This window comes from Mucilaginibacter sp. P4_A11, from assembly GCF_056402535.1.
Genome location: NZ_JBFUHE010000008.1, coordinates 234,496 through 257,859 on the forward strand (window position 1 = coordinate 234,496; position 23,364 = coordinate 257,859).

The 23,364-nt window shown below is 41.9% G+C and carries 18 protein-coding genes; 9 read left to right on the forward strand and 9 right to left on the reverse strand.

All coding sequences use genetic code 11. The features are described from left to right. Window positions 1–3: 3 nt before the first annotated feature. Window positions 4–1,521, forward strand: a complete 1,518-nt coding sequence (locus AC1DUD_RS17415) for a right-handed parallel beta-helix repeat-containing protein (protein WP_477376594.1) — start codon at window positions 4–6, stop codon at window positions 1,519–1,521. A gap of 146 nt (window positions 1,522–1,667) precedes the next feature. After that, on the forward strand, window positions 1,668–2,702 hold the full coding sequence (locus AC1DUD_RS17420) for a LacI family DNA-binding transcriptional regulator (RefSeq protein WP_477376596.1): 1,035 nt from the start codon (window positions 1,668–1,670) through the stop codon (window positions 2,700–2,702). A gap of 10 nt (window positions 2,703–2,712) precedes the next feature. Here the strand turns inward: AC1DUD_RS17420 and AC1DUD_RS17425 are convergent, their stop codons facing one another. From AC1DUD_RS17425 to AC1DUD_RS17440, 4 genes are all read right to left on the reverse strand, one after another. Beyond that, a complete protein-coding gene (locus AC1DUD_RS17425) occupies window positions 2,713–4,137 on the reverse strand; it encodes an alpha-L-fucosidase (protein WP_477376598.1) in 1,425 nt (474 codons plus the stop codon). A 31-nt stretch (window positions 4,138–4,168) separates the two neighbouring features. Then, a complete protein-coding gene (locus tag AC1DUD_RS17430; protein WP_477376600.1) occupies window positions 4,169–5,530 on the reverse strand; it encodes an alpha-L-fucosidase in 1,362 nt (453 codons plus the stop codon). 59 nt (window positions 5,531–5,589) lie between these two features. Continuing rightward, complete coding sequence (locus AC1DUD_RS17435; RefSeq protein WP_477376602.1) at window positions 5,590–7,722, reverse strand: alpha-N-acetylglucosaminidase; 2,133 nt, start codon at window positions 7,720–7,722, stop codon at window positions 5,590–5,592. A 765-nt stretch (window positions 7,723–8,487) separates the two neighbouring features. Then, the gene (locus AC1DUD_RS17440; protein ID WP_477376604.1) at window positions 8,488–9,603 is read right to left on the reverse strand and encodes a WD40/YVTN/BNR-like repeat-containing protein; all 1,116 of its coding nucleotides are present in this window, start codon (window positions 9,601–9,603) and stop codon (window positions 8,488–8,490) included. 1,059 nt (window positions 9,604–10,662) lie between these two features. Between AC1DUD_RS17440 and AC1DUD_RS17445 the strand changes: the two genes are divergently transcribed. Continuing rightward, window positions 10,663–12,006: an SAM-dependent methyltransferase gene (locus tag AC1DUD_RS17445; protein WP_477376606.1), complete on the forward strand. Its 1,344-nt coding sequence runs from the start codon at window positions 10,663–10,665 to the stop codon at window positions 12,004–12,006. A gap of 173 nt (window positions 12,007–12,179) precedes the next feature. Here AC1DUD_RS17445 and AC1DUD_RS17450 read toward each other — a convergent pair whose 3' ends face one another. The 4 genes from AC1DUD_RS17450 to AC1DUD_RS17465 are packed head-to-tail and all read right to left on the reverse strand — an operon-like array spanning window position 12,180 to window position 15,771. Next, window positions 12,180–12,947, reverse strand: a complete 768-nt coding sequence (locus AC1DUD_RS17450) for a LytR/AlgR family response regulator transcription factor (protein ID WP_477376608.1) — start codon at window positions 12,945–12,947, stop codon at window positions 12,180–12,182. After that, the gene (locus tag AC1DUD_RS17455; protein WP_477376610.1) at window positions 12,931–14,094 is read right to left on the reverse strand and encodes a sensor histidine kinase; all 1,164 of its coding nucleotides are present in this window, start codon (window positions 14,092–14,094) and stop codon (window positions 12,931–12,933) included. Before AC1DUD_RS17455 ends, AC1DUD_RS17450 begins: the two co-directional genes overlap by 17 nt. Window positions 14,095–14,141: 47 nt before the next feature. Continuing rightward, on the reverse strand, window positions 14,142–14,513 hold the full coding sequence (locus tag AC1DUD_RS17460) for a TSUP family transporter (protein ID WP_477376612.1): 372 nt from the start codon (window positions 14,511–14,513) through the stop codon (window positions 14,142–14,144). Window positions 14,514–14,520: 7 nt separating this feature from the next. Continuing rightward, window positions 14,521–15,771, reverse strand: coding sequence for a rhodanese-like domain-containing protein (locus AC1DUD_RS17465; RefSeq protein ID WP_477376614.1), 1,251 nt, complete (start codon window positions 15,769–15,771; stop codon window positions 14,521–14,523). Window positions 15,772–16,617: 846 nt separating this feature from the next. Here AC1DUD_RS17465 and AC1DUD_RS17470 point away from each other — a divergent pair. Continuing rightward, on the forward strand, window positions 16,618–16,995 hold the full coding sequence (locus tag AC1DUD_RS17470) for an alkylphosphonate utilization protein (protein WP_477376616.1): 378 nt from the start codon (window positions 16,618–16,620) through the stop codon (window positions 16,993–16,995). Between the two features lie 278 nt (window positions 16,996–17,273). Here AC1DUD_RS17470 and AC1DUD_RS17475 read toward each other — a convergent pair whose 3' ends face one another. Next, entirely contained in the window at window positions 17,274–17,420 is a 147-nt protein-coding gene (locus AC1DUD_RS17475) for a hypothetical protein (protein WP_477376618.1), read from the reverse strand. Between AC1DUD_RS17475 and AC1DUD_RS17480 the strand changes: the two genes are divergently transcribed. From AC1DUD_RS17480 to AC1DUD_RS17500, 5 genes are all read left to right on the forward strand, one after another. Further along, window positions 17,409–17,561 carry a hypothetical protein gene (locus AC1DUD_RS17480; protein WP_477376771.1) on the forward strand — a complete coding sequence of 51 codons (153 nt, stop codon included), beginning with the start codon at window positions 17,409–17,411 and terminating at the stop codon, window positions 17,559–17,561. The two genes, AC1DUD_RS17475 and AC1DUD_RS17480, sit on opposite strands and share 12 nt — an antisense overlap. Window positions 17,562–17,990: 429 nt before the next feature. After that, a complete protein-coding gene (locus tag AC1DUD_RS17485) occupies window positions 17,991–18,593 on the forward strand; it encodes an RNA polymerase sigma factor (protein WP_477376620.1) in 603 nt (200 codons plus the stop codon). 68 nt (window positions 18,594–18,661) lie between these two features. Further along, entirely contained in the window at window positions 18,662–18,799 is a 138-nt protein-coding gene (locus AC1DUD_RS17490; RefSeq protein ID WP_477376622.1) for a hypothetical protein, read from the forward strand. Continuing rightward, window positions 18,784–19,755, forward strand: a complete 972-nt coding sequence (locus AC1DUD_RS17495) for a FecR family protein (protein WP_477376624.1) — start codon at window positions 18,784–18,786, stop codon at window positions 19,753–19,755. Before AC1DUD_RS17490 ends, AC1DUD_RS17495 begins: the two co-directional genes overlap by 16 nt. Before the next feature lie 148 nt (window positions 19,756–19,903). Continuing rightward, window positions 19,904–23,362 carry a SusC/RagA family TonB-linked outer membrane protein gene (locus AC1DUD_RS17500; protein WP_477376626.1) on the forward strand — a complete coding sequence of 1,153 codons (3,459 nt, stop codon included), beginning with the start codon at window positions 19,904–19,906 and terminating at the stop codon, window positions 23,360–23,362. Window positions 23,363–23,364 lie beyond the last annotated feature (2 nt).

A 23,364-nucleotide genomic window follows, 5' to 3' on the forward strand; every position in this document is an offset into this window, starting at 1 on the left:
CTTATGAAATGTAATGTCAACGTTTTTTTAATGCTTGGTTTTGCTGTACAGGCATTTGGCTGCAGCAAAAAAAACGATGCGGGCGGTAATGTTACCACTACCGGAAATACTCATGTTTATTATGTAGCTGCCAACGGGCAGGAGTCAAATAAAGGAACAATTGATGCGCCTTTTCAAACTATTAATAATGCGCTCTCCCACACCATTCCAGGCGATACCGTAATGGTAAGGGGCGGGGTATATAGCGAAAAGGTTGTATTTCCCAAATCGGGGGTAATGGATAAATATATTACCTTAAAAGCATACCATGGCGAAACTCCGGTAATTGACGGGAGTGCTTTTAGCGTTAACGGGAGGGAAGCCCTGATAACCATTGATAAGGCAAAGTTCATTGTTGTAGATGGCTTCGAAATACGCAACCTCAAAACCGCTACAGGCGATCCCAAAGCCATTATGGTTAAAGGCGGTTCTGATTATATTACCGTAAAAAACAACACCATATATGGTATTGATTATACTCAGCTGCCGCTTAACGGGGGCGGTAATGCCATTTTAGTTATCGGAAACACTTCTGATCCGGTAACTAATATTACTGTTACAGGGAATACCATTCACGATTGTAAAACCGGTTATGGCGAAAATTTAACTATCAACGGCTACGTTGATGGTTTTACCGTTACCAACAATACCATCTATAACGCTCAAAATATCGGCATTGATGCAGCCGGCGGCTATGCGGCCAATAGTGATCCCGCACTAAACTATGCCCGTAACGGTGTTATCAGCGGCAATACCCTTTATAATATTGAAAGTAAAAGGGGGCCGCTTGGCGGGCATGGGGCTATAGGTATTTATGTGGATGGTGGCAGAAATGTGATAGTAGAGAAAAACAGGGTGTCTGTTACAGACAGGGGGATTGGTGCAGTGAGCGAGACAAATGGATTTCCCACGGATCATGTTACCATAAGGAACAACCTGGTATATAACTGTTGGTGCGCTGGTATTTACATGGGTGGGTACTTAAATTATACAGGTGCCGGCACAAGTAACTCGGCCATTGTAAATAACACTTTATATAACAATAACCAGGCATTGGGCGCTTTTGGCGAGATAGAAGGAGAGATAAGCATCAGAGAAGATTGCACTAATAATGTTATTAAAAATAATATCATTTACGGCGGGGCTGCTGATCTATTTATTCACAAGTATACCAACAGCGGATCGGGCAATATCATTGACTACAATCTGTATTATACAACAGGTGCCGCGCAATGGACATGGAACGGCGTTTCATATACCGGCTATAGTGCATGGATGGCCGCTATGAACGGGGACGCTAATTCAACAAATGGAGTAGCACCCTTATTTATAAATACATCCAGCCCCGATTTTCACCTTCAGTCATCCTCTATAGCAAGGAATAGCGGTCAGGTGATATCTGAAGCGGTTAACGGCGATACTGATTTTGATAATAAACAACGTATTGTTAATAAGCAAATAAGTAAAGGTGCTTATCAATGATCAAGTAATTACGCTGTAAACGGATTATGGCTTTGCCCCACTGGGTTTAAATTTAAAAATCCGCAAGGATGATAATCCTTCACTTGTTAAATGCTCAGATGTTTTGGACTAAATAGATATACTCATTGTTTTAATCCCAATTAAAAATGGAGAAGATTCCCACAATTAAAGAGATAGCTAAACGCTTGAAGGTAAGTACGTCTACTGTGTCGCGCGCGCTTCATGGCCATCCCAGCATTGGCCTTGTAACTACTATGCGGGTTAATAAGGTAGCAAACGAATTAAATTATGTGCCAAATCAAACCGCCATATCTTTTAAGCAACGTAAAACATTTACTATAGGTGTTATTCTTCCGGATTTTTCCGATGCTTTTTTTTCTGCTGCCCTTAGCGGGATAGAAAATAGCGTTAGCAAACGTAATTATAACGTTTTTATCGGGCAGTCATCAGAAGATCCCGCAAAGGAAAAGCGCATTTTGGAAGCCATGAAAAACCAACGCTTAGATGGCATTATCATATCCATAAGCAAAAACACCACCGATTATGGCGTGTTTGAACAATTAAAAAAATATAATATCCCGGTTGTGTTTTTTGATCGTATTCCTGGCATGGAGGATATCCATTACTCTGCTTGTAATCTGCAGTCGGGAATGTTACAGGCCATTGATAGCTTAGTAGAAAAGGGACATCGTCGTATCGGGTTAATTAATGGCCCATCGCAATTGCTTGCAAGTAAAGAGCGCCTGGATGGTTATAAAAAAGGGCTCCATAAACACCAAATAGATATAAATAACGAGTTTGTTGTTTCGTCAGATCTGTCACCGGCACAAAATTACTATGCCATGAAGAGACTTTTATCTTTAGAGCAAAGACCTACGGCCATCATCACTTTTAATGATTATGTAGCACGCGATGCAATTGCGGTGGTTAAAAATAGCAATCTGGTTGTTAATCGCGACATAAGCTTTATCAGTTTTGCAAATTCACCTATCTGGAGTTTTATGGATAATTCGCCACTTGCTTCCATTGAACAGTTCCCTAAAGAACAAGGAGTAAAAGCAGCCGAAATACTTTTCAAACTAATTGACTATCGCATTGAAGAAACGCCATCAGCTCCCGTTTTTCATCGGGCTGTATTTGATTCCAGTATGGTATCTCACAAGGTAAATTTCGTGGCATAGGCGTAGCCCTTTAGTATTCCAATACAAAAGCGCCACTATACTTTAAAGTGGTGCTTTTTTGTAAAGCTTCCGGTATTTGAATGTTTAACAGTCCGCTTTTGTAATTCCATTTTAGTTTTTGGACGCTGCCCAGCAAAGTTATCTTTTTAATTTGTTTGATATTATTTACCGGGATGGTTACATTGGCCGGAAGGCTTACAATATCCTTTTCAGACAGCCAAAAAGCATATAACTTTTTTTCAGTTTTCGATTTAGTGAAATAGATATTACCCGCCGAGTAAGGGGCCACCGGTTCCGAGCCATAAATACCCTTGCCATTAATTTTTATCCAGTCGGCAACATCCTGTAATCGTTGATAGGCAACAGGGTTCCAGTCACCATCAGGGCCCGGGGCAATATTAAGCAGCAGGTTACCTCCCCGTGATACTATTTTTATGAGCGTTTGTACCAGCTGACGGCTGGGTTTAAATTCATCATCAGGTACATAGCTCCAATATTTACCAATGGTCATACAGGTTTCCCAGGGGTAGGATAGGGGGGTATCCGGCACCTCCTGTTCTGGCGTGGTATAATTTTCAAATTCACCGGCAACCGTGCGGTCTACCATGATAAGGCCGGGTTGATGACTGCGGCTCATTTTCGCTATTTTAGCCATATCAAGATCCTGGTTATAGTGCTGCGGATCATCACCTTTTTCATGAGACGGTCTTACCCAACCACCATCAAGCCATAAAATATCCACCTTACCATAACCGGTCATCAATTCTTCAATCTGGTTATAGGTAAAATCTTTAAATTTTTGCCAGCGTTCGGGGTAGCGTTGCGGATCGTAATTAACGTTGTGGTCTTTTGGGGGATAGTAAGGCCACCAATAGTTTTGATTATGCCAGTCGGGCTTGGAAAAATATGCCCCGATCATGAAGTTGTCTTTACGAAAGGCGTTAAATATTTCTTTAGTTACATTGCTTCGCGGATTTTTTGAAAAAGGCGTCTTAGGGTCTGTAATTTTATAATCGGTTTGTTTGGTATCAAACATGCTAAAGCCATCATGATGTTTGGTTGTAAATACCACATAATTCATGCCTGCGGCTTTGGCTGCCCTGACCCATTTTTCGGGGTTAAAGTTTACAGGGTTAAAAGTAGTTTGTAAGTTTTCGTATGCCTTTTTGTAGGTAAAATAATCATCACTATAAGGGCCGGTTCGTGTAACCCAGTCATCAGGGCAAATTGTCCAGCTTTCTGCAACTCCCCACTGGCTGTAGGTGCCCCAGTGCATAAACAATCCAAATTTTTGGTCTTGCCATTGGGCAAGTTTTTGCCGTACCAGGGAGTCTTTAGGTACCTGGTATGTATTTGACATTTCGTGCTCGTTTTGCGCGAGCACTATCTGGCTGCATAACAAAAAGCAAAGGCCAAACAGGAGTTTCTGAATCATGATGAATATAAACTATTGATGATGAGTAGATTTAGTTTAATACCAGTTCAATTACCGGGATCTCGCTATCGGGTTTACTTTCCGGAAGGTTTAATACAAGGTCGTTTCCCTGCTCTGTTGTTTTGCTGCTTGTCTGTATCTCTGATGCATCGTGCAAAAACTGAATGTATTTTACCTTATTCTTATAACCGGGTAAAGTAATTGTTTTGCCCGGATACTCTAACAAATGAACATACAGTCGTTTGGTGGCCGCATTATAGGTAAGCATGGTGTGATCCGGGGCTTTGAACGTTGCCGGAGCTTCGGTACATCCATAAACCGACCGGCTGTTGTATTTCATCCAGGCTGCTATTCCGTCCAATCTTTCATTGGCCCGTTTATCAAATAAACCGCGGGCAGTGGGGCCCACATTCAATAACAGGTTACCACGTTTGCTTACGGACTCTATGAGCATTGTAATTAATTGTTTGGTGCTTTTCCAGCTGTTCTCATCGCGGAAATATCCCCAGGAGCCAGAAAATGTTTGGCAGGTTTCCCAATACGTTTTATAATCGTTTTTCTTTACCCATTCACTTAAGTTTACCTGTTCGGGTGTCAGGTAATCCCAACCGTCCTGGTATTCGTTTAAATCAAGGCGGTTATCAATGATAATGTTGGGTTGTAGTTTTCTTATTTCTTTAACCAGTTCAACAGATCCCCAGTCTTTGGCCCCTTTGCCGTGTTTACCGTTATCAGGGTATGAAAAATCGAGCCAGAGCATATCAATTTTGCCGTAATTGGTAAGCAGTTCTTTAATTTGGTTATGCATGTAGGTACGGTACCTGGCCATATCACGGCCTTTATTGAGCTTGTCGTAATCTTCGTCCTTTTCGCTTGCGGGTTGTAAAGGGTGTAAAACATCAACCGTAAAATCCGGATGATGCCAGTCCAGTAACGAGTAATAGAAACCTATTTTTATACCCTCGGCCCTAAAAGCATCTACAAATTCTCTTACGAGGTCTCTTTTTGCTGCGGTATTTGTGGCCTTATAGTCGGTGTATTTTGAATCAAACAAACAAAACCCTTCGTGATGTTTGGTAGTAAGCACGGCATATTTCATTCCGGCTGCCTTGGCCTTCTTTGCCCATTCTTTAGGGTTAAATAAATCGGGATTAAACTCGTCAAAATAAGGTTGGTATTGTGCATCTGTCATGCGCTCCCACCGTTTTACCCACTCATGCCTTGCAGCCTGCGAATAAAGCCCCCAATGAATAAACATGCCAAAACGGTCGTTTGTCCACCAGGATATACGTTTGGCCTTTTGTTCGGGCGTTTCTATTCCTATTCTCTTTTGGGCATATAATGGAGAAAATGCAATAAGGATCAATAAAATAGCTAAAGCGTTTTTTTTCATCGGATAGATAGAGGGCCGTTAGTTTTAAATAAAAGGACTGTTTTGCGGATAAGCCGTTTTTATAGCGATAAAATTTCATTAACTACTTCCTGTATGGGCCTTTGAGGTTTTTCAGGATATAGCTTTTGATTTTCATCCACCCATTTACGCTCCCATGAAAAGTAATCGGGCTCCTGAAGGCTTTTGCCCTGTAGGCTACCGCGCAGGTAATCAAAATAAATCTCCCAGCGGGGCAGGTAATAACCATCCATAAGGCCGGCCCATTCTTTGTAGGCATACTCATGCAGGTTATCTTCAGTGCGTACGTTTTCGCCCCAATAGGTGATCTGCATTAACATGTTTTTTAAATTGTTTGCCTTTTCCTCTGCTGTATTGCCGTTATCTATTGATTGTTTAAGATAGGTATTAAGCCTGAAGTAATGATCGGTGTTCAAAAGATCATCAGTTAATTTGATCATATTCAAAAACTTTCCGCTCGCCTTGTTGAAGGCCTGCAGGTCCTTATTGTTATATGCTGTTACCAGATCATTAAAAACAAGGGTTCCTTTATTGGCCAGTAACTGCCTAACCATATTGATAAGGTCTATTTTATAAGTTGCTGAATTAATGAGCGCAGGGGAGGCTTTGGCAAATTCTCTTACGGCATTTTCAAACTTAACGGTATCATAATTACGGGTAAGCGTACCCCAGCTGGAAATTGATTTAACTTTGAGTGCCGGCCTGGCGCAAAAGATAGATTCGCCTGCACCTTCCTGGTAGCCCGGAAGGCTTTGATAAATTGTTTGTAAAAATCCTTGCCAGGCATTATTGGCATGGTCATTACTCTTACCGTAGCGATATTTTGCATAATCATTGATCCAGTTACGGGTATCTACATGGTCTTTGCGCCAGCCTAATTCAAGCATCAAATCATAATCCGGTGGATTGTTATTAATGCCTTCGGGCATTATGCCTACGCCTTTAAGATAATTGCTGTAATTACTTTTTCGGGCTCTGTCTATTTCGTCAGCAAAGCGCTGTAATTTTCCATAAACACCGGGACGTTCGCCAAAATTGTTAACACTGCACCATATAAATGGAGTGCCATCATAAGCTTTACGCTTTTCCCAGTTATTTGTAAATTCACCAAAAAGCTCCTGCACTAATACTTTTGATTTATCGAGGCCATCAAGCATGCCCTGTTTGGGGTTATCCTGCCAGCCCTGCAACACCCATGTTGAACCCGGGTAATATTCTTGCATGGATGCCTGTATGGCAGCTCCTGCCTTCTTCAAGTCAACACCTTCTGTTTTGCCTCCTTCATGAAAAGGATCGCCTGCAAAAAAGTGAATATTTTTACCATATAATGCATGCATTTCGCTGTAATATATGCCTGCTATGCGGGCAAATTCAGGGTCGGTAGGATCAAGTATATCGGGCCTTTTAAAAGCCCCCCAGGTTAATTGATCAATGATATGCGCTTTGCTCTTGCTTTTTAATGAGCTTGGCACCATACCATAAAAGCCCTGCAATACCGGTTCTATGCCCAATTCATGCATCCGCTTCATCATTTTTTGTTGAAGCAGTTTCCGGTTGTCGATCTGACTTTGAGGCATAGGGCCTCCCCAGCCTTCGATATTACCCATCAGCCACCAGGCAGTATAGGCCGGGCCAACTATAAAATCGTTAATTTCTTTTTCGCTGTAGCCTATCTTCCTCAGCGTGTTTTGCCACACTGCTTCCATGCCTTCAACGGTAAGCATGGTATTTACTCCATTCAATGCCATCCAATCCAGCTCCCGTTCCCAGTCCGGCCAACTGTAAAAGCTCATTGTATAATTGTAAGTACAATAATTTAATGCGTATCGATACTTAGCCGCGGCCTGTACAGTCGTCTTTTTGCTAACAACTGGAATAGGGAATACAGGTGTCAGGTTGTCGCCCATGTGCGACATAGAACGGTGGCAATAGTGTTTCAAATACCAGTTAACACCAACGGCAGCAGCATTAGCGCCGGAGGCTGTGATAACCAGTTTGTTTTTTACGGTTTGCAGCTCAACTATCTCGGGGCCGGTACCTTTTAATGACTTGAAAATAACATGTTCGCTTAACCAGGGGGCACGCCTTTTAACCAATCCTTTTACAGGATCAAACTGTTGGGCAAAAAGCTTTAATGGCAGTAACAAAACAAGCAGGCAGGTTAGTTTTCGCATAAAAATGGGTCGATTTTTTCCGTTAATATGTCCGAAACTAACTAAAATTTAATGGAAAGATGGCTTGTGGTTGCATGCCCCATGACCTTAAAAATTACGCAAACGTTTGTTATGGCACACACAACCGATTGCGTAATTTTTCGCTATTTTTTTGGATTATAATTTTGTTACAATTGTAATCAATGGGCGCTGATCTATACTTTTTGCTGATGTCTTGCTCGGCATACCTTATCCCTTTCTCCAAATCGGGATGCTATCACACTCGAAAAAAACTTAAGTGTTTTTGAACTTACTTAGTAACACAGTTGAAATTGACCTTTAATGAAAAATAGTATTATCAGCCTGCTCCTTTTAATATATCTGCTAAGCTGCAAACCTGCTTTTGGTCAGCAGGAAATAAATGAACCGTTTAAAATTGTATGCTTTGAACGCGTAGAGGGGGAATTCGTGACTCCGGGAGTATTAAACGGATAATTTAGGTAGTCAGTGGAGTCGCCCGAACCTATAATCCAATGTTAGATTAGGATTTTTTGACAACAAAAAAGCGATTGGTGTATTTACCTAATCGCTCTATTTTTAAGTAATATCGAAGATGCTGATTTCCAAATACTTTATTGAGGATTTGGAAGTTTTATTACGTTTAATCGCTTAAGTCGGTATTTGCAAAGAAGGCGGTGGGAAGAAGATTCAAACTTTTATTGAATTTAAAACTGATCCCACCGACGGCCTTTTTTATGAATAGTTATTATAAGGTTTTTTGATTTTTTAACATCCTTTATTTGGTATGGCATAAATCACGTTGCCTGAAACAGATAAACTGAAGCCCTTATTTTCTATAGAAGGAAGTAACAGTTTTTCCCATGTTTTGCCCATATCAGACGATCGGAATGCACCATCTGAGCGACTACATATTAAATATTTGCCCGCTTGTTTGATAGATAAAATATCCGATGAAGATTGAACTAAGCCTATTTTTTTCATTAATAAATTACTCCAGGAAGGCTGAAGTTCTTCGCCTATGGCATTCCAGGTTTTTCCATCATCCAGTGAAATGTGTATACTGTTTGTTTGGGTTATTGTGTTGTTTACTATAGTAGCAAATCCTCCATCAATACGTTCCACAGCGATGCCAGCCCCCCCTTCGTTAAGGACACGATCCCAGTTTTGACCATCATCCGTCGATCTTAATATTCCTTCATAGCTGGTAGACAGAAGTACACCGTTTGACTCTGTCAATGTCATTCTACCGTCTCCAACATGTACTTGTTTCCAGGTTTTTCCACTGTTAGTGGATCTAAAAAGCATGTTGTTGGAGCCGATGAAAACTGTGCCTCCGGCAGTTTCAAAAACGCTGCGTACCTCCCTCTCTTTATAATTCTTGTACATCCAATCTATCGTTTTGTCTATGCGTACGGCTTGCTCCTGAAAATTCGTGTACATGGGCGACCAATCACTCTTTCCGTTTATTTTTTGTAAAAACTGCCCCCTGAAATTATATGCAAATATCCCATTCTTGCCAGGGGCAATCTCACGCTGTTGACCAGGAAAAATCTCTTTTGTCCAAAAAGCAGTTGTGGAATTTGGTTCACTGTGATAAACCCCATTTCCGGTACGTAAATAGAGCCCATGGTCATTTGCAAATAAACCATGACTCCACACACCTTCTCTTTGCAAATTTCCAGGCAGTCCTTCGCTAATGTTCTGCCATGTTTGTCCGCCATCAGTAGATCTGAAAACAATATTCAAAACACCTGGTTTAGCTCCTTCTGTTGTCTTCCCGCCAGCTTCTTTTTCTTTTAGCACAAAAGAATTTAGTAGAAATAATACCAGGAGGATAGCCGGAACAAATACAAATAATTTTTTCATTTTTTCATTTTTCATCGCCTATAAATTTGATACAGCAAATCTACTTTGATGTTTCCCGGCTTAAGGAATCAGGATTGTAAATAAAACTGTAAATTTTGTAAATAAATAGTAAATGGAATGTTTTATAGCCGAAATTTCCTCTCCGGGAAACGCAAATACCTGTGCAGATTGATACTGTTCTTGCTTCCCTCTGTAATCTGCACAACGTACAGCATGGAGAGAAATGATGATTTATCCTATGGTCGGTGTTATCACTGCAGGTGTTTGGAAGAAATAAAAAAGCTGGGGATTGTGTGATTCCGCCCTTGGGAGGGTGTAGGGAGGGGGGCACCGATAGGATTATCTGATTGAAATGGTGCATAAACCCCTCCCTGACACTGTACAACTCTGCAGCATCCATCCCCAAGGAGGTAATTAAAAAATCTTCCGAACACCCATGGTCCGTAAAAAATACTTGCGGCCGGAAGGAGCGTTGAAAATGTCATTGTAGGGCATTAAAAAAGGGTTTTCGAAAATCGCCAGATCTTCAAAAAACCTTTCAGTACACTTAATGATACAACTATACAATCATTTTTTGGGGGATATTCAGCTTTTGGGACGTTTAATAGCATAAAATCAGATAGAAGACGATACAATTATCCGGACGTTTCTAAAGACTTAGGAAGATATTCTATGGGACAATTGTTATGCATCACGCATCATCAAAAAAGTTGAGTTACAGACAGTGCAAACGCAATTGTCATTACCATTTATGCCCCCCTTCAACGCATTCCTGACAGGATACGAATTATCATCCTTGCACAAATAAATCATGTCGCCACTCGCGTCGTTGCCGCAATTTTTGCATTCGGTTTAGGTTTCCGTGATTAATGAGGTGGGTTAAGTAACTGCAATAATTATCCTAAATATACTGTATTTGTTGATAGTAAGTTAGTTAAATATATTTTACACGATGATATTTAAACAATATGGCAAGGCTAATAGTTATTCCGCATAGTAAAAAACATACTAAGGGAATTAAATGCAGATGATGAAATTATAACGGCCATTGACACCAGTGATGACCTTTACCGGGTGGGACTGGGTTTCTCTGTAGGTTTACGTTGTCCATCTTTCCGCTTATATCTTCATACACGCTGTAAGCAAAAGGGCTACAAAGCTGTTTATAACGCCCTGCGCTGGAATGTAGACGGCATTGAGCGTTCTAGGTACTACTTTCATTTCCACTCTGATGGAGTGGCAAGCGCCATTAGTGGCACTATACCATCCCAACTTGTTCAAGCGTTTAATGCACTTACAGATATTCAACTATTTAAACAGCTTTCGGGATACTGGTTACGAAGAAATACTGCGGGACTGATTGATCAAACCAACGTTACTTTATCCTGGCATCCGATTGCCGGGCAACTGGCTGGTATCAAAGCTGTTTTTAATACCTTACAGATTCGATCAGCAGATTTGCAGTTTTTAGCGGATATACCTTTACGCCATGTTGCATTTAAACCGATTGATGGGGCGCCGGAAGTTACTTTTTATATATCAGGAGCGGTGCCGCATTCCTGGCCGCAAAATGAAACAGCATTACAACAGCTTGTAATTGATAGCGCTATTAGTACGGCTCGGCAAACGGAAGGCTTTTTTGCCAAATTGCTCCTGCCAGAAAGTGAACCGGCGGGCTATTCCCCGGTTGATTCCTATGATGTTGATACCTGGCAACGAATATTAGGCCCCGGCATGCATTATCATATGGGTTTGTTTGAAGGGACCGGGCCTTTTGATGACGGGGACATGGAGGCTGCAATGATTAAAGCCGTGAAAACGCTTTACCCGCATTTGCCGCGCGGCGGTTCCGTTTACGATATTGGCTGCGGCTGGGGCGGACCAATGTCAATGATTAGCCGCGACCTTGATATACAAGTGCTTGGCCTAACGAAAAGCAGGCAGCAATTCGAATATATAACTGCACTCGGTTTCGATGTACGGCTGGGAAATGCCGAGCATTTGCTGCCGCCAGGCAATTTCGATGCCGTGCTGATGCTGGAATCATTGTGTCGCATCACAGATAAAAAGTCACTCTTAAAAACACTTTCTTTTTTTACTAAAAAACTGATTATTCGCATGAATTGCCAGGATAATGGAGTGCCGGGCGAAGCTTTTGACAATACCAGATATATGATTAGTTCAGCGGAGCTACGTAACCTGTTAACTGAAACCGGGTGGACGATCCAACATTGGCAGAACATTCGTATGCAAACGCTTCCATCTATTAAGTTCTGGAATGAAAGGGTAAGTTCCATTCTCTTTTACCGGGATCCGCATATCGATATGCTCAAAACATGGTCGGCAAGGGTGCTGTCTTATGCCGACGAATGGGGCCGAAATAATCCGCTTATAGAAGTTGTAGCTATAAGATATTGAGATGCGCATTAAAGTGTCCAATAAACTGATATCACAAGGGGCCTATTATGCTTTTTTAATTTTAGATTGCTTTTAAGGTAGGAAGGGAAAATTACAATTAAAAGCAATATGTTTAAAATTTCTCTAAAAATTGTCGGCGAAGAGAAGGTTTGCGTTATGAAGTACACTGTAATTTAAATCCCAAACGCCTCCTTGACGATTCCGAAATACGAGGGGCCGGTAATAATGCGCGTAAAATCCTGATTGTTTAAAACCAGTGAGTAGCGGTTGTTGGAGTATTTATGTATTTCGACTACTTTTTGCTTGTTGACAATATAGGATTTCTGCACGCGGATGAAATCGGCAGATAGCTTTTCTTCCAGCACAGCCAGCATGTGATCGCAAAAAAGCTTTTGCCCGTTCTGCGTATGCACGTAGGTGTATTTATCATAGGCTTCGAAATAAACGATATCGCACAGTTGTACCAGTGTGAATTTGGTGCCTTTTTTTACCGAAAGCGTTTTGATCTCTTTTCGCGGCTTGAACCCATTAAACATCGACTCGATATTATTCCAAACCGGGTTGACCTCGTTACCGCCTGCAAAGTGCTGTAACTTATTAATTGAACGTGCTATCCGGTCTTCTTTTAAAGGTTTCAGCAGGTAATCTACCGAGAGTGCGTCAAATGCTTTGATGGCATATTCATCATAAGCGGTAGTGAAAATAACAAAAGGCTTGTAGTTTAATTCCTTCAGCACATCAAACCCTAGCATATCGGTTAATTGAATATCCAGGAAGATAACATCAGGTCTTAGCTCATCGATCAGCTCAATCGCGGCCCTTCCACTATCAGTCTCTCCCAAAATATGGATCGTTTGTCTGTGTTCGCCTAAAAGCTCTGCAAGCAGCCGCCTTGCCGGGGCCTCATCGTCGACAATAACGGCATTAAACAAGTTGTGCATTTTTTACAGTGTCGGTTATAGTAATGGTTACTTGCTTTACTGGCTCGTTCTCAAAATAGATGGCATGTTTATCAGGATAAAATAAGCTCAGCTTATCCATCACGCTTTTTAAGCCGTAACCAATTTGTATATCTTCCGGGAAAGGTTCGCCATTGTCAAATATGATAAGATCAATATGATTCGCCTCACCCGTAATCGTTATTTTGATGAGCCCTTTTTTATCAGGCGCTTTCAATCCATGTTTCACCGCATTCTCAACAAGCGGCTGCAAGATAAACTTGGGAACCTTTACCTGCTTTACAGCTTCATGCATTTCAATCGATATTTCCAGTTTATCTTCAAATCGGATCTTTTCTATCATCAGGTAATTTTCAACCATTTCAACTTCGTCCTCTAAAGCGATCATGGTTTCGTTCTTTTTATTCAAACTATACCTAAACAATTCAGCGAGGGCTATCGTCATCTGCCTGGCTTTTGCGCCCTGGTGCAAGGATAACTCGGCAATAGAATTAAGCGTGTTATATAAAAAATGGGGGTTCACTTTGGCCTGCAACGCGTCCAGTTCCGCTTTCGTTTTTTGCTCGTTCAATTTTGATATCTCCAGTTCCCTTTCAAAGCGAAGTCGTTTTTCGGCGAGATTAGCGTAGGTGATATTAAGGTATAGTGCTGAAACGATCCCGCTAAACAACAGCGACATCAGGAAGGTATAGGTAATGGTATTGATGCGATGACTGGGGTCTATAAGCATAGCCATCCAGATATTGGTAGAGGTGAGGAAAAAAAATATACAGGCTACAATAATCAAATGCTGCTTAAAGAGTGGCAAGCCCCTGTTTTCGAGCCATCGTTGTATGTAGGATATGACCAATACGGGCAGGAAAACGAAAAAAGCCGACCTTAATAAATGAAAGAAGGAAACAAGACAAAATTGTCCAAACGTATCGAACCCGTTATAACACGGGTAAAACGACATGATAGCCATGTAAAAGCACAGGAATATGAGGCACAGCGCCAATCTGCGTCGGTTAAAGCTGCTGATATTAAACCCGCTGAATAGGATTTCGGACCGGTAATATAAATAGATCCCGATGCTCGAGAAGATGAAAATATTACTTAACACCACTGCCGTTCCAAAAGGGATATGCATAATTTAGTTTTAATAATAGCGCAGCCTGTTGATCATACCGGGCGCATTTATTTAGTAAAGATCATTTTAGCGGCGATAATTACCAACAATACCGCAAACATTTTTTTTAATAACGGGACTGGCAGGTTTAATGCCAGTTTTGAACCAAGGTAACCGCCAAGCATAAATACGATAGCGATAATTAAAGCATATTTGATGTTTACATAACCAGCCTTGTAATAATTAAAGGCAGCAAAAAAACCGATCGGCGGCAGCATAATTGCAATAGTTGTTCCCTGCGCCATACGCTGATCCATAGACAGGAAAAGCATCAGCGCAGGTATCAGGATAATGCCCCCGCCAAGGCCGACCATACCGCCAAGAAAACCCGCTGCGAGGCCTATCAATATAAGAATTAAAAATGTTGACCCGCTCATCATAATATAGTCAATAAAGGTTTTGATGATCGGTTAAAATAGTCTTTGCATCACGGCAGCTTTCAACATTACCGGACGCCCATACTACCGAATACAGGCCATTATACAGCAGGTACACGTGAGTATAGCCTTCTGATGTTAGTTTTTTACAAAGTGAGCTCACATCTACCCCGGTCATTCCCCGCATTTTCATACTTGCAGTAAAGGCCCCGTAAATCAGAACAGGGGTAGATTTGGGTTTATCCCTGAGGTAGGTTTCCAGGCCCGTTTCAGAAAAATTAACAGCATTTTTAATGTGCCCTAAATTTGAGTAGTTATTGGATGACATATTTTTAAACTCCATCGCCGGCCGGATGTCTGCTACTATTAAGCCGGGCGTTTTGTTCACCAGGTCCACGGTTTCCCTGACACCGATTATTTTATAGGCGGGTGCGCCGATAATTAATTCCTTTCGCAAATCTGATGTGGATATAGTGTTAGTCAAAAAAGAATTATATCCTTCGAAAAGTACAGATACGTTCCGGAACCCTACTTTAATTAATTTCGAGGCGGCTTTCATCGCATCGTCGGTATGCAACTCGTATACTAAAACAGGGCGCTCTTTATATTGCTCAAGCTTTGATATTTCCTGGTCAAAATTACTTAAAGGCACATTAACAGCGCCTTTTAACCGGCCAACATTCGCATAGTCCATGCTATCTGTGCCGTTAAATGCCGCCACAGACCTGACATCGATCACCACATTGTTTTTATCTTTAACAAATGTGAAAGCATCTTTCGGCCCCATTAATTTATAAGGCATCGCGGTGGTGAATAATGATGCTTTACAAGGAAAATCAGCATCCGGTGCCCTGTCAACTTCGGTCATCCCGCCATTTAAACTGTAAACTTTGGTGAACCCATTATCAGCCAGCGCTTTACTCACCACACGGCTACGCTGGCTGTGGGAACAATAAACCAGTATTGTTTTATCCCTATAGGTCTCCAGGTCCTTGGCATGATTATCAATGGAGTCAATGGAGATATTGATGGCCCCTTTGAACCTTCCTATATTGGAGCTAATATACTTGCTGGTATCCGCATACTCGCCCGGCGATCGTACATCAAGCAAAACGATATCCGGATTTTTAGCGATCAGGTCGCAAGCTTCTTTAAAGTAAATGGCTTTGTAATTACTATTGTCAAAACGCTGGTTTATTTGTGCATTTGCAGTGAAGCAAGCGATGCTGCAAATGGAAAAGACAAGGGTTTTAAATTTCATATGGTTGTTATTCAGATTTATTCCCTAAAGATATTTAGCACGCGACAGTCCGCCTAATAAAATGGAGTGAAAGCAAGGATAGCTGGAGTGAAGTAAGATTAATGAAGCTCATAGGGAAAGCTTTTTCGAACCCTTTTTAGCAGAATTAAGACTGTTAGCCGTGTCCGTATAAATATGAGACATTAATTTATAGTGTTTTAAAATGCTCTTCCAATCGCAGAGATTTGTTTTTACTTAACATAATATGTATCGTGTATCGATCGAATCAACATCTAATGTATGCTTGATGGTATTGGTGAAAACTTTTGCCCTTGCCACACACAGCAAGGCGGGCATTTATATCAAATAGTATCTGCCCGGGGCACCCGGGTTTCCTTTATTAGTGGTGTATGGGGGATAATACCGCCCCCTTATTTTTTGTAAACGGAATAACAGATATGGTCTTATAGGCGCTTTTGCGCTTGATCCCGGCCCTTGCTTCTTTGAACAACTGCATATTAAACTAAAGATGAAAATTATTATGGTGATTTATTACGCTTTTTGCTATTTTTTTAATGCCCGTTCTAATCCAAAATCAAGGATTAAACGATAGCTATAAACAAAATAATTACCTTTACGCCCATTTTTAGCAGCAACACAACGATGAATTTAGAGGAGCAATTACACGAGCGAAGCAATAACCAATGCGAACTATGTCTGTCTACTACAGATCTTTCTGTATACGAAGTACCGCCGCAAGACAGCAGTAACGCCGTTAATAGTATTCTGCTCTGTGGAAAGTGCGTCGCTCAGGCAGAAAAAAAGGAAGTATTGGACAACAGTCATTGGAGTTGCCTCACGAGCAGTATGTGGAGCGAGGTTCCTGTTGTTCAGGTAATGAGCTGGAGAATGCTCAATCGTCTGCGGCAGGAAAGCTGGGCGGCAGAGAGCCTTGATATGATGTATCTGAATGATGAACAACTGACCTGGGCCAAAGCTACCGGTGATCACGATGACGATAGTAGCGTGGATCTGCACAAAGATTGTAACGGACAGGTATTACAGGCTGGAGATAGCGTAGTACTTATTAAATCACTTGATGTGAAAGGCAGTTCACTCAATGCAAAAATGGGTACGGTAGTAAAGAATATAAAACTTGTAGAAGATAATAGCGGGCAGTTAGAAGGTAAGATAGAGGGGCAGACGATCATTATTCTTACTAAATTTGTAAGGAAACAGCACTGAAATATTTCCTGACTTAAAATAAAGGAGGCGAAATGATGACTATCTGAAATCGCTGCCGTCAGTATGGATTATAACATAATCCTTGAGACCTTCTATGTACAATATGTCATTAAAAAAAATCTTATGGTAGCGGCGTTCAGCCTTCACTGGTATGAAGTCTACCGATATGCTTTCCGCAGTGCCTGACCGGGTTAGCAGTTGCTGATACAACAAGGCTTTGTTAACAGCCCGGTCTAACTGCTCTTTTTTAATAGGCTTGACGAGGTAGTAGATCGCCTCTACCTGATAGCTGTCCAGGGCATATTTAGAATAGGCCGTGGTAAATATGACCAGCGCTTCTTCGGAAGTGTCACGGCGAAATCCAATCCATTTATATCCGGCATCTGAATATCTAAAAAAATCAGGTCGACCAGATGATCCGACATGTAAGCAGCAGCTTTACGCGTGCTATTGAAGCTACCGGCCACGTTGACTACCGGTATGCCCCGCAGCTGTATCAGCAATCTTCCCTGGCCAGCGGCTCATCGTCAATAATGATACAATTCATAGTGGAAAATTTAGTTTGATGTTATCAAGAACCGGGAAGGTCCCGATCTGTAATAAATAATTGACTAAGGCATCGAAAAGTTCACTAGACCATTCTTCGAACGCGTCCGTTTTTCTCGCACTTGGAGTGTCTTTCAGTTTTTGAACCGTAAAATATGCGGTTCGAAAACTGCCCAGTAAGGGTTCACTAAAAGCGCTCCAATTCATTTAAAACCCGGATTTGTTCTAAAAGTTGGTTCGAATTCCACCCAGTTAAGGGAGCCGGCGGATCATTTTTGATTGCAAGACTTTTTGAATGAGTCCATACGTAAGGCGAATAAAGTCGACTTTCCACCGATTAATAGTAAACATCGTTAGATTATTGGGTTGTTTACAATAACTTAAAGATTCCTTATCGCAGGCTCAAAACAGGGATTAATAATTTTGCCCGTATCCAATAGTGGGTGTATATGGCAGGTAAAGTTAATATGATGTTGAATGAGCAGGAAATCCTTGAACGATTGAAAGATCAGGATCAAAGCGCTTTTACCGTCATCTATAACACTTACTCCAAAAAAATTTACCGTTACGCCATTCGTTTTGTAAAATCAAACGATATGGCCGAAGATGCTGTTCACGACATTTTTGTTAAGCTTTGGAACAACGCGGCCGAGTTGGATATCCGGGTTTCCATTCAGTCTTATCTCTATAAGCTCGCCCATAATCATTTACTTAACCTCATCAGGCGGGAAGCGGTTGAAGGTCGCTATATTGATGAGATGATGAACAGTGCCGCCGACTTCAGTCAGAATACTGAAGAAACTATTCAATACCGCGAAACCCTCGCCAAGACACAACAAGCTATTGATAACCTGCCCCCGCAAAGAAAACTGATATTTGAAAAGGGCCGCGGCGAAGGCATGAGCCACAAACAAATTGCCCGCGAACTCAATTTAGCCGACAGCACGGTTAACAATCAAATTGTAAAAGCGCTTAAATCAATTAAAGACCATCTCTTGGCTACCGGCGCCATCGGTGCTATGACCGGTTTTATCCTCCTTCTAAAAAAATAAAAATATTTTTTATTTGGCGATAGTTATACCGCCTAACCTGGGTGTCTTTATCAATGTAGGACAGGAATATGGACCAGGAAATAATTTTATTATTACGTAAGTACGCTAACAATAGCTGTAACGCCCGGGAGCTGGAGCAGGTAAAACAGATCATCACATCCGGACAATACGCCGCCGATAGGACAGGAATATGGACCAGGAAATAATTTTATTATTACGTAAGTACGCTAACAATAGCTGTAACGCCCGGGAGCTGGAGCAGGTAAAACAGATCATCACATCCGGACAATACGCCGCCGAGTGGGAAGCTGTTTTACTGGAGGAAACTTTAAATGAAGATACCGAAACTTCAGATATACCAAACTTTAGGCAAGACGAAGTTTTAAGCCGTATAAACCGTAGCATTAAACCGGTTAAAAAGCTGACTTTGCCGCGTTGGAGCTTGGGCGTAGCCGCCGCGATATTGATCATGCTTTCGGCCGGTTATCTGTTTTTTAGCGACCACAATCCTGTTTCGGAAAACCAACCTTTGCTGAGCGTAACTTCATCAACAGGTCAACAAAAAAAGATCACTCTTACAGATGGTACCGAAGTTACGTTGAACAGCCAGAGCACACTACATTATAAAGATGTATTTAACGGGGCTAAACGAGAAGTTTATTTAGAGGGAGAGGCTTTTTTTAATGTAGTACATGATGCGCAACACCCATTTATAGTACATACCCAAAAACTGCACGTTCAAGTGTTGGGTACTTCATTTAATGTAAGGGCTTATGCGCGTGACCGGAAAACTACCGTAAGCGTAGCAACCGGAAAAGTAGGTGTAAATGTTTCCAATTCAGCTCATGCCAACATGTTGCTGCCCGGCGATAGGCTTAGCTATAATGCCGATAACAATATTCAAACAGATCATATCAATCCTGATGATGTGCTGGGCTGGCAAAAAGGTATTCTCATTTTTCACCAGGAAAGCATTCGTGATATAGCGCCGGTATTGGAGCGGTATTATGGTGTGCATATCTACTTTGGTAAAAATAACAATCCGGGTAAGCAGGTTACAGCCGCTTTTAAACAGAAAACACTATCGCAGGTAATGGTGATTTTATCTCAAACGGCTGGATTTACCTACCAATTGACTAACAACGAAATACATATTGATTAAACCCATTAAACAAGGAGGTACCCCAAAAGGAAACTTTACAAAAAAGTATGCGCCCTGTTGGAGCAGGGCGCAGAATATCAACTGAATTTGGAGATTCAATTAACAAAAATGCAGGTTTTTGACCCCTGCGATAATCAACACTAAAATAATGAAAAAAATATTTAGGTATCAATTTTTGATGCTTGTTTTTATGCTGTGCGCCGTTTTGCCGCGTGCAGAGGCGCAAAATACCGAACGCGCCATTACATTTAACAGCGGCCAGATAACACTGCAACAGTTTATAAAGCAGGTTAAAGACCAACAGGGTATTGAATTTACGTTCGATCAGGATGTTAATTCCCTGATGGCGAAAAAAATCACCGTAAGAAAAAAGAAAACAACCGTTGCCAACGCTTTAAAGTGGCTTACTGCCGATTTGCCTGTTAAATACAAAGCCATCGATAATTATATCATCCTCAGCCTGGCAAATGCGGGCAAGAGCGCTGGCGGAAAAGGCCATATTTCTGGAAAGATAGCCGATGAAGCTGGTGAACCATTGCCTGGTGCTACCATAAGTGTGGTAGAGGCCGGTGTATCTGCTACTGCCGATAAAGATGGTTTGTTCAATATCCCTGTGTCTGCGGGATCGTACACACTTGAAGTTACGTTTATCTCTTTTCAAAAAGAGGTAGTAAAAAACGTTTTGGTAGGGGATGACCGTTCGGCGGCTGTTACGGTGGTGATGAAAGCCAAGCCTAATTCACTTAACGAGGTTGTGGTTACTGCTTTGGGTATCAAGAAGCGCGAGCGTTCATTGGGCTATGCCAGTTCACAATTAAGCGCTAAGGATGTGAGCACTGTTCCGCAGCCTAACGTATTAAATTCATTGTCGGCAAGGGTTGCCGGTGTAAATGTACGGTCTACGGGTTCTGATCCCGGTTCGAGCGTGATGGTTACCATTCGCGGTCAATCATCATTAACTAAAGATAATCAGCCTTTATATGTGATTGATGGGATCCCGGTAGCGCCTGCGCTTCAAAACCCTACCGCTGGTATCGACGGTAAACAAACTATAGATTACGGCAGTCCCATAGGCGATTTGAGTGCCGATGACATAGCCAGTGTAACGGTATTAAAAGGGGCAAGCGCGGCTGCATTATACGGCAGCAGGGCAGGGTATGGCGTTATCCTCATCACAACAAAATCTGGCGCTGAGAAAAAAGGTTTGGGTATCAGCTTTAACTCAACCACCATTTTTGATAAAGCTTACCTGTTTCCGCATTTTCAAAACGAATATGGTTCTGGCGATTCGCCGGTTTCCGATAATACCATCAGCACCAGTGCCTGGGGGCAACGTTTAAACACAGGTACCAAACTGGTTCAGTGGAACAGTCCTCTTGATGGCAATGGCAAGCAGATAGCCACCGATTGGGTATCATACCCAAACCGGGTAAAGGATTTTTTTAAAACCGGGCATACCATTACCAATAATATCGCGGTTTCTAAATCGGGTGAGGCCGGTGATTTCAGGATCTCGTATGCCAATATGCAAAATAAGGGCATCGTTCCTAATACTGATATTAAACGTAATAACCTCAATTTTGCAGGTAACTACAACATTATTAAATCAATAAGGTTAAGCACCAACCTTGCTTATACCAATAACCAGAGTGATAACCGCCCATCAGCTTACAGCGAAAGTGTAACGTCTGAAGTATATAAGCTTACGCCGAATATCAACATTAATGACCTGCGCAATTACTGGGTTCCTGGCAAAGAAGGGATAAAACAATACAATCCGTTATCAAGCGATGACAACCCATTTTTAATAGCCTACGAAGAAACGAACGGCTTCAACCGTAACCGTTTAACCGGTCATGTGCAATTAGCAGTTGATCTCTTGCCTAACTTAACGCTTACCGCGCGCACCGGTTTGGATTACTATTCAACCGATTTAAACGAAAAGCGCCCATTCAGCGCCAAGCGTAACCCTAAAGGGGCTTATCTTACCCAAAACGACTATTTTAAAGAGCAAAACAGCGATTTCCTGTTAACCTATAAATCTAAAGTTGGCCACGACTGGAATTATTCAATTTCGGCGGGTGGTAATCAGATGGATCAGAAAGTTCGTACAGTACAAAACTATACTGGCACACTTACTTTGCCGGGGATCTACAATCTGTCAAACGCGGCTGCCGGCTCAATGATCTACGCTGAATCAGCATCACAAAAACGTATTAACAGTATCTACGGTTTAGGGGAGATCAGCTACAAACAATGGGCGTTCCTGAACTTAACCGCCCGTAACGACTGGAGCAGTACATTGCCCGAGGCCAATAATTCCTATTTTTATCCATCGGCATCATTAAGCCTTATCGCGTCCGATCTGTTGGGTATTAAATGGGATAAGCTATCGTATCTAAAGCTCCGCGGAAATATCTCGCAGGTAGGTTCAGATACCGACCCTTACCAGCTTTATAACGTGGTTCCATTTGATACCGATTGGGGTTCGGTAAAAAGGGCATCATTATCTTATGATCAAAAAAACAGCCAGCTAAAACCTGAAATTGCAACCTCATACGAAACAGGTGCCGATATCAGCTTTTTTAATGATAGGCTGGGCGCAAGTTTTACCTGGTATAAAACCAATAACAAAAACCAGATCATCCAGGTGCCAACTACCATTGCTTCCGGTGCCAGTACAAAACTGATCAATGTCGGTAATATCCAAAACTCGGGTATTGAATTTTCAATAAACGCGGTACCTTTTAAAGGCAAATTTACCTGGCGCACCGATTTGAACTTTACCCGCAACCGCAATAAAGTTGTTTCGTTAACTCCGGGTATAACCAATTATTTATTGGGCAGTACCGATGGCAGCAACGTTGAATACCTCATTAAAGAAGGTACCCAAATGGGTGATTTTTATACCCGCAGCTGGAAAAAAGTACCGAGCGGGCCCTATGCCGGTCAGCCGTTATTAAATAGCAATGGTTTGTTGCAGCAATCAACAGATTTTGAGAAGATAGGTAACTACAACCCTGATTTTATTTTAGGGATCAACAATAGTTTTACTTACGGGCCAGTTACCATGAACGTGCTTATTGACTGGCGTAAAGGCGGCAGCTATTACTCGTATGTAACTAAAAGCCTTATCGATGATGGTTTCCTGGAAACCACTTTACCCGGTCGTGATGCTGCCCATGGCGGTTTAGCCTGGACTGACGGCGACGGCGTGAAAAGAAATGATGGTATGATAATGCCGGGATATGTGGCCAATGCCGATGGCTCATACAGCGCAAACAATACCATTATTGCCGCGAGCGATTTTTACGATAGCAAATACTGGAAATACTACCAGAACGATACGTTCAGTGCTACCTATGTGAAGCTGAAAGAGGTTTCATTAACCTATACATTCGATAAAAAGATCATACGCCATATCCCGTTCATCAGCAATCTGTCGTTATCGGCGGTAGGTTATAACCTGTACACCTGGACTGCCGCTAAAATGGGCTTCGATCCCGAAACAACCATGAGCCTTTCTGGTCTGCGTTACCAGGGCGTTGGTCACTGGACACTGCCCGGAACCCGCTCATACGGTTTTAAACTGAGTGCCAATTTTTAACA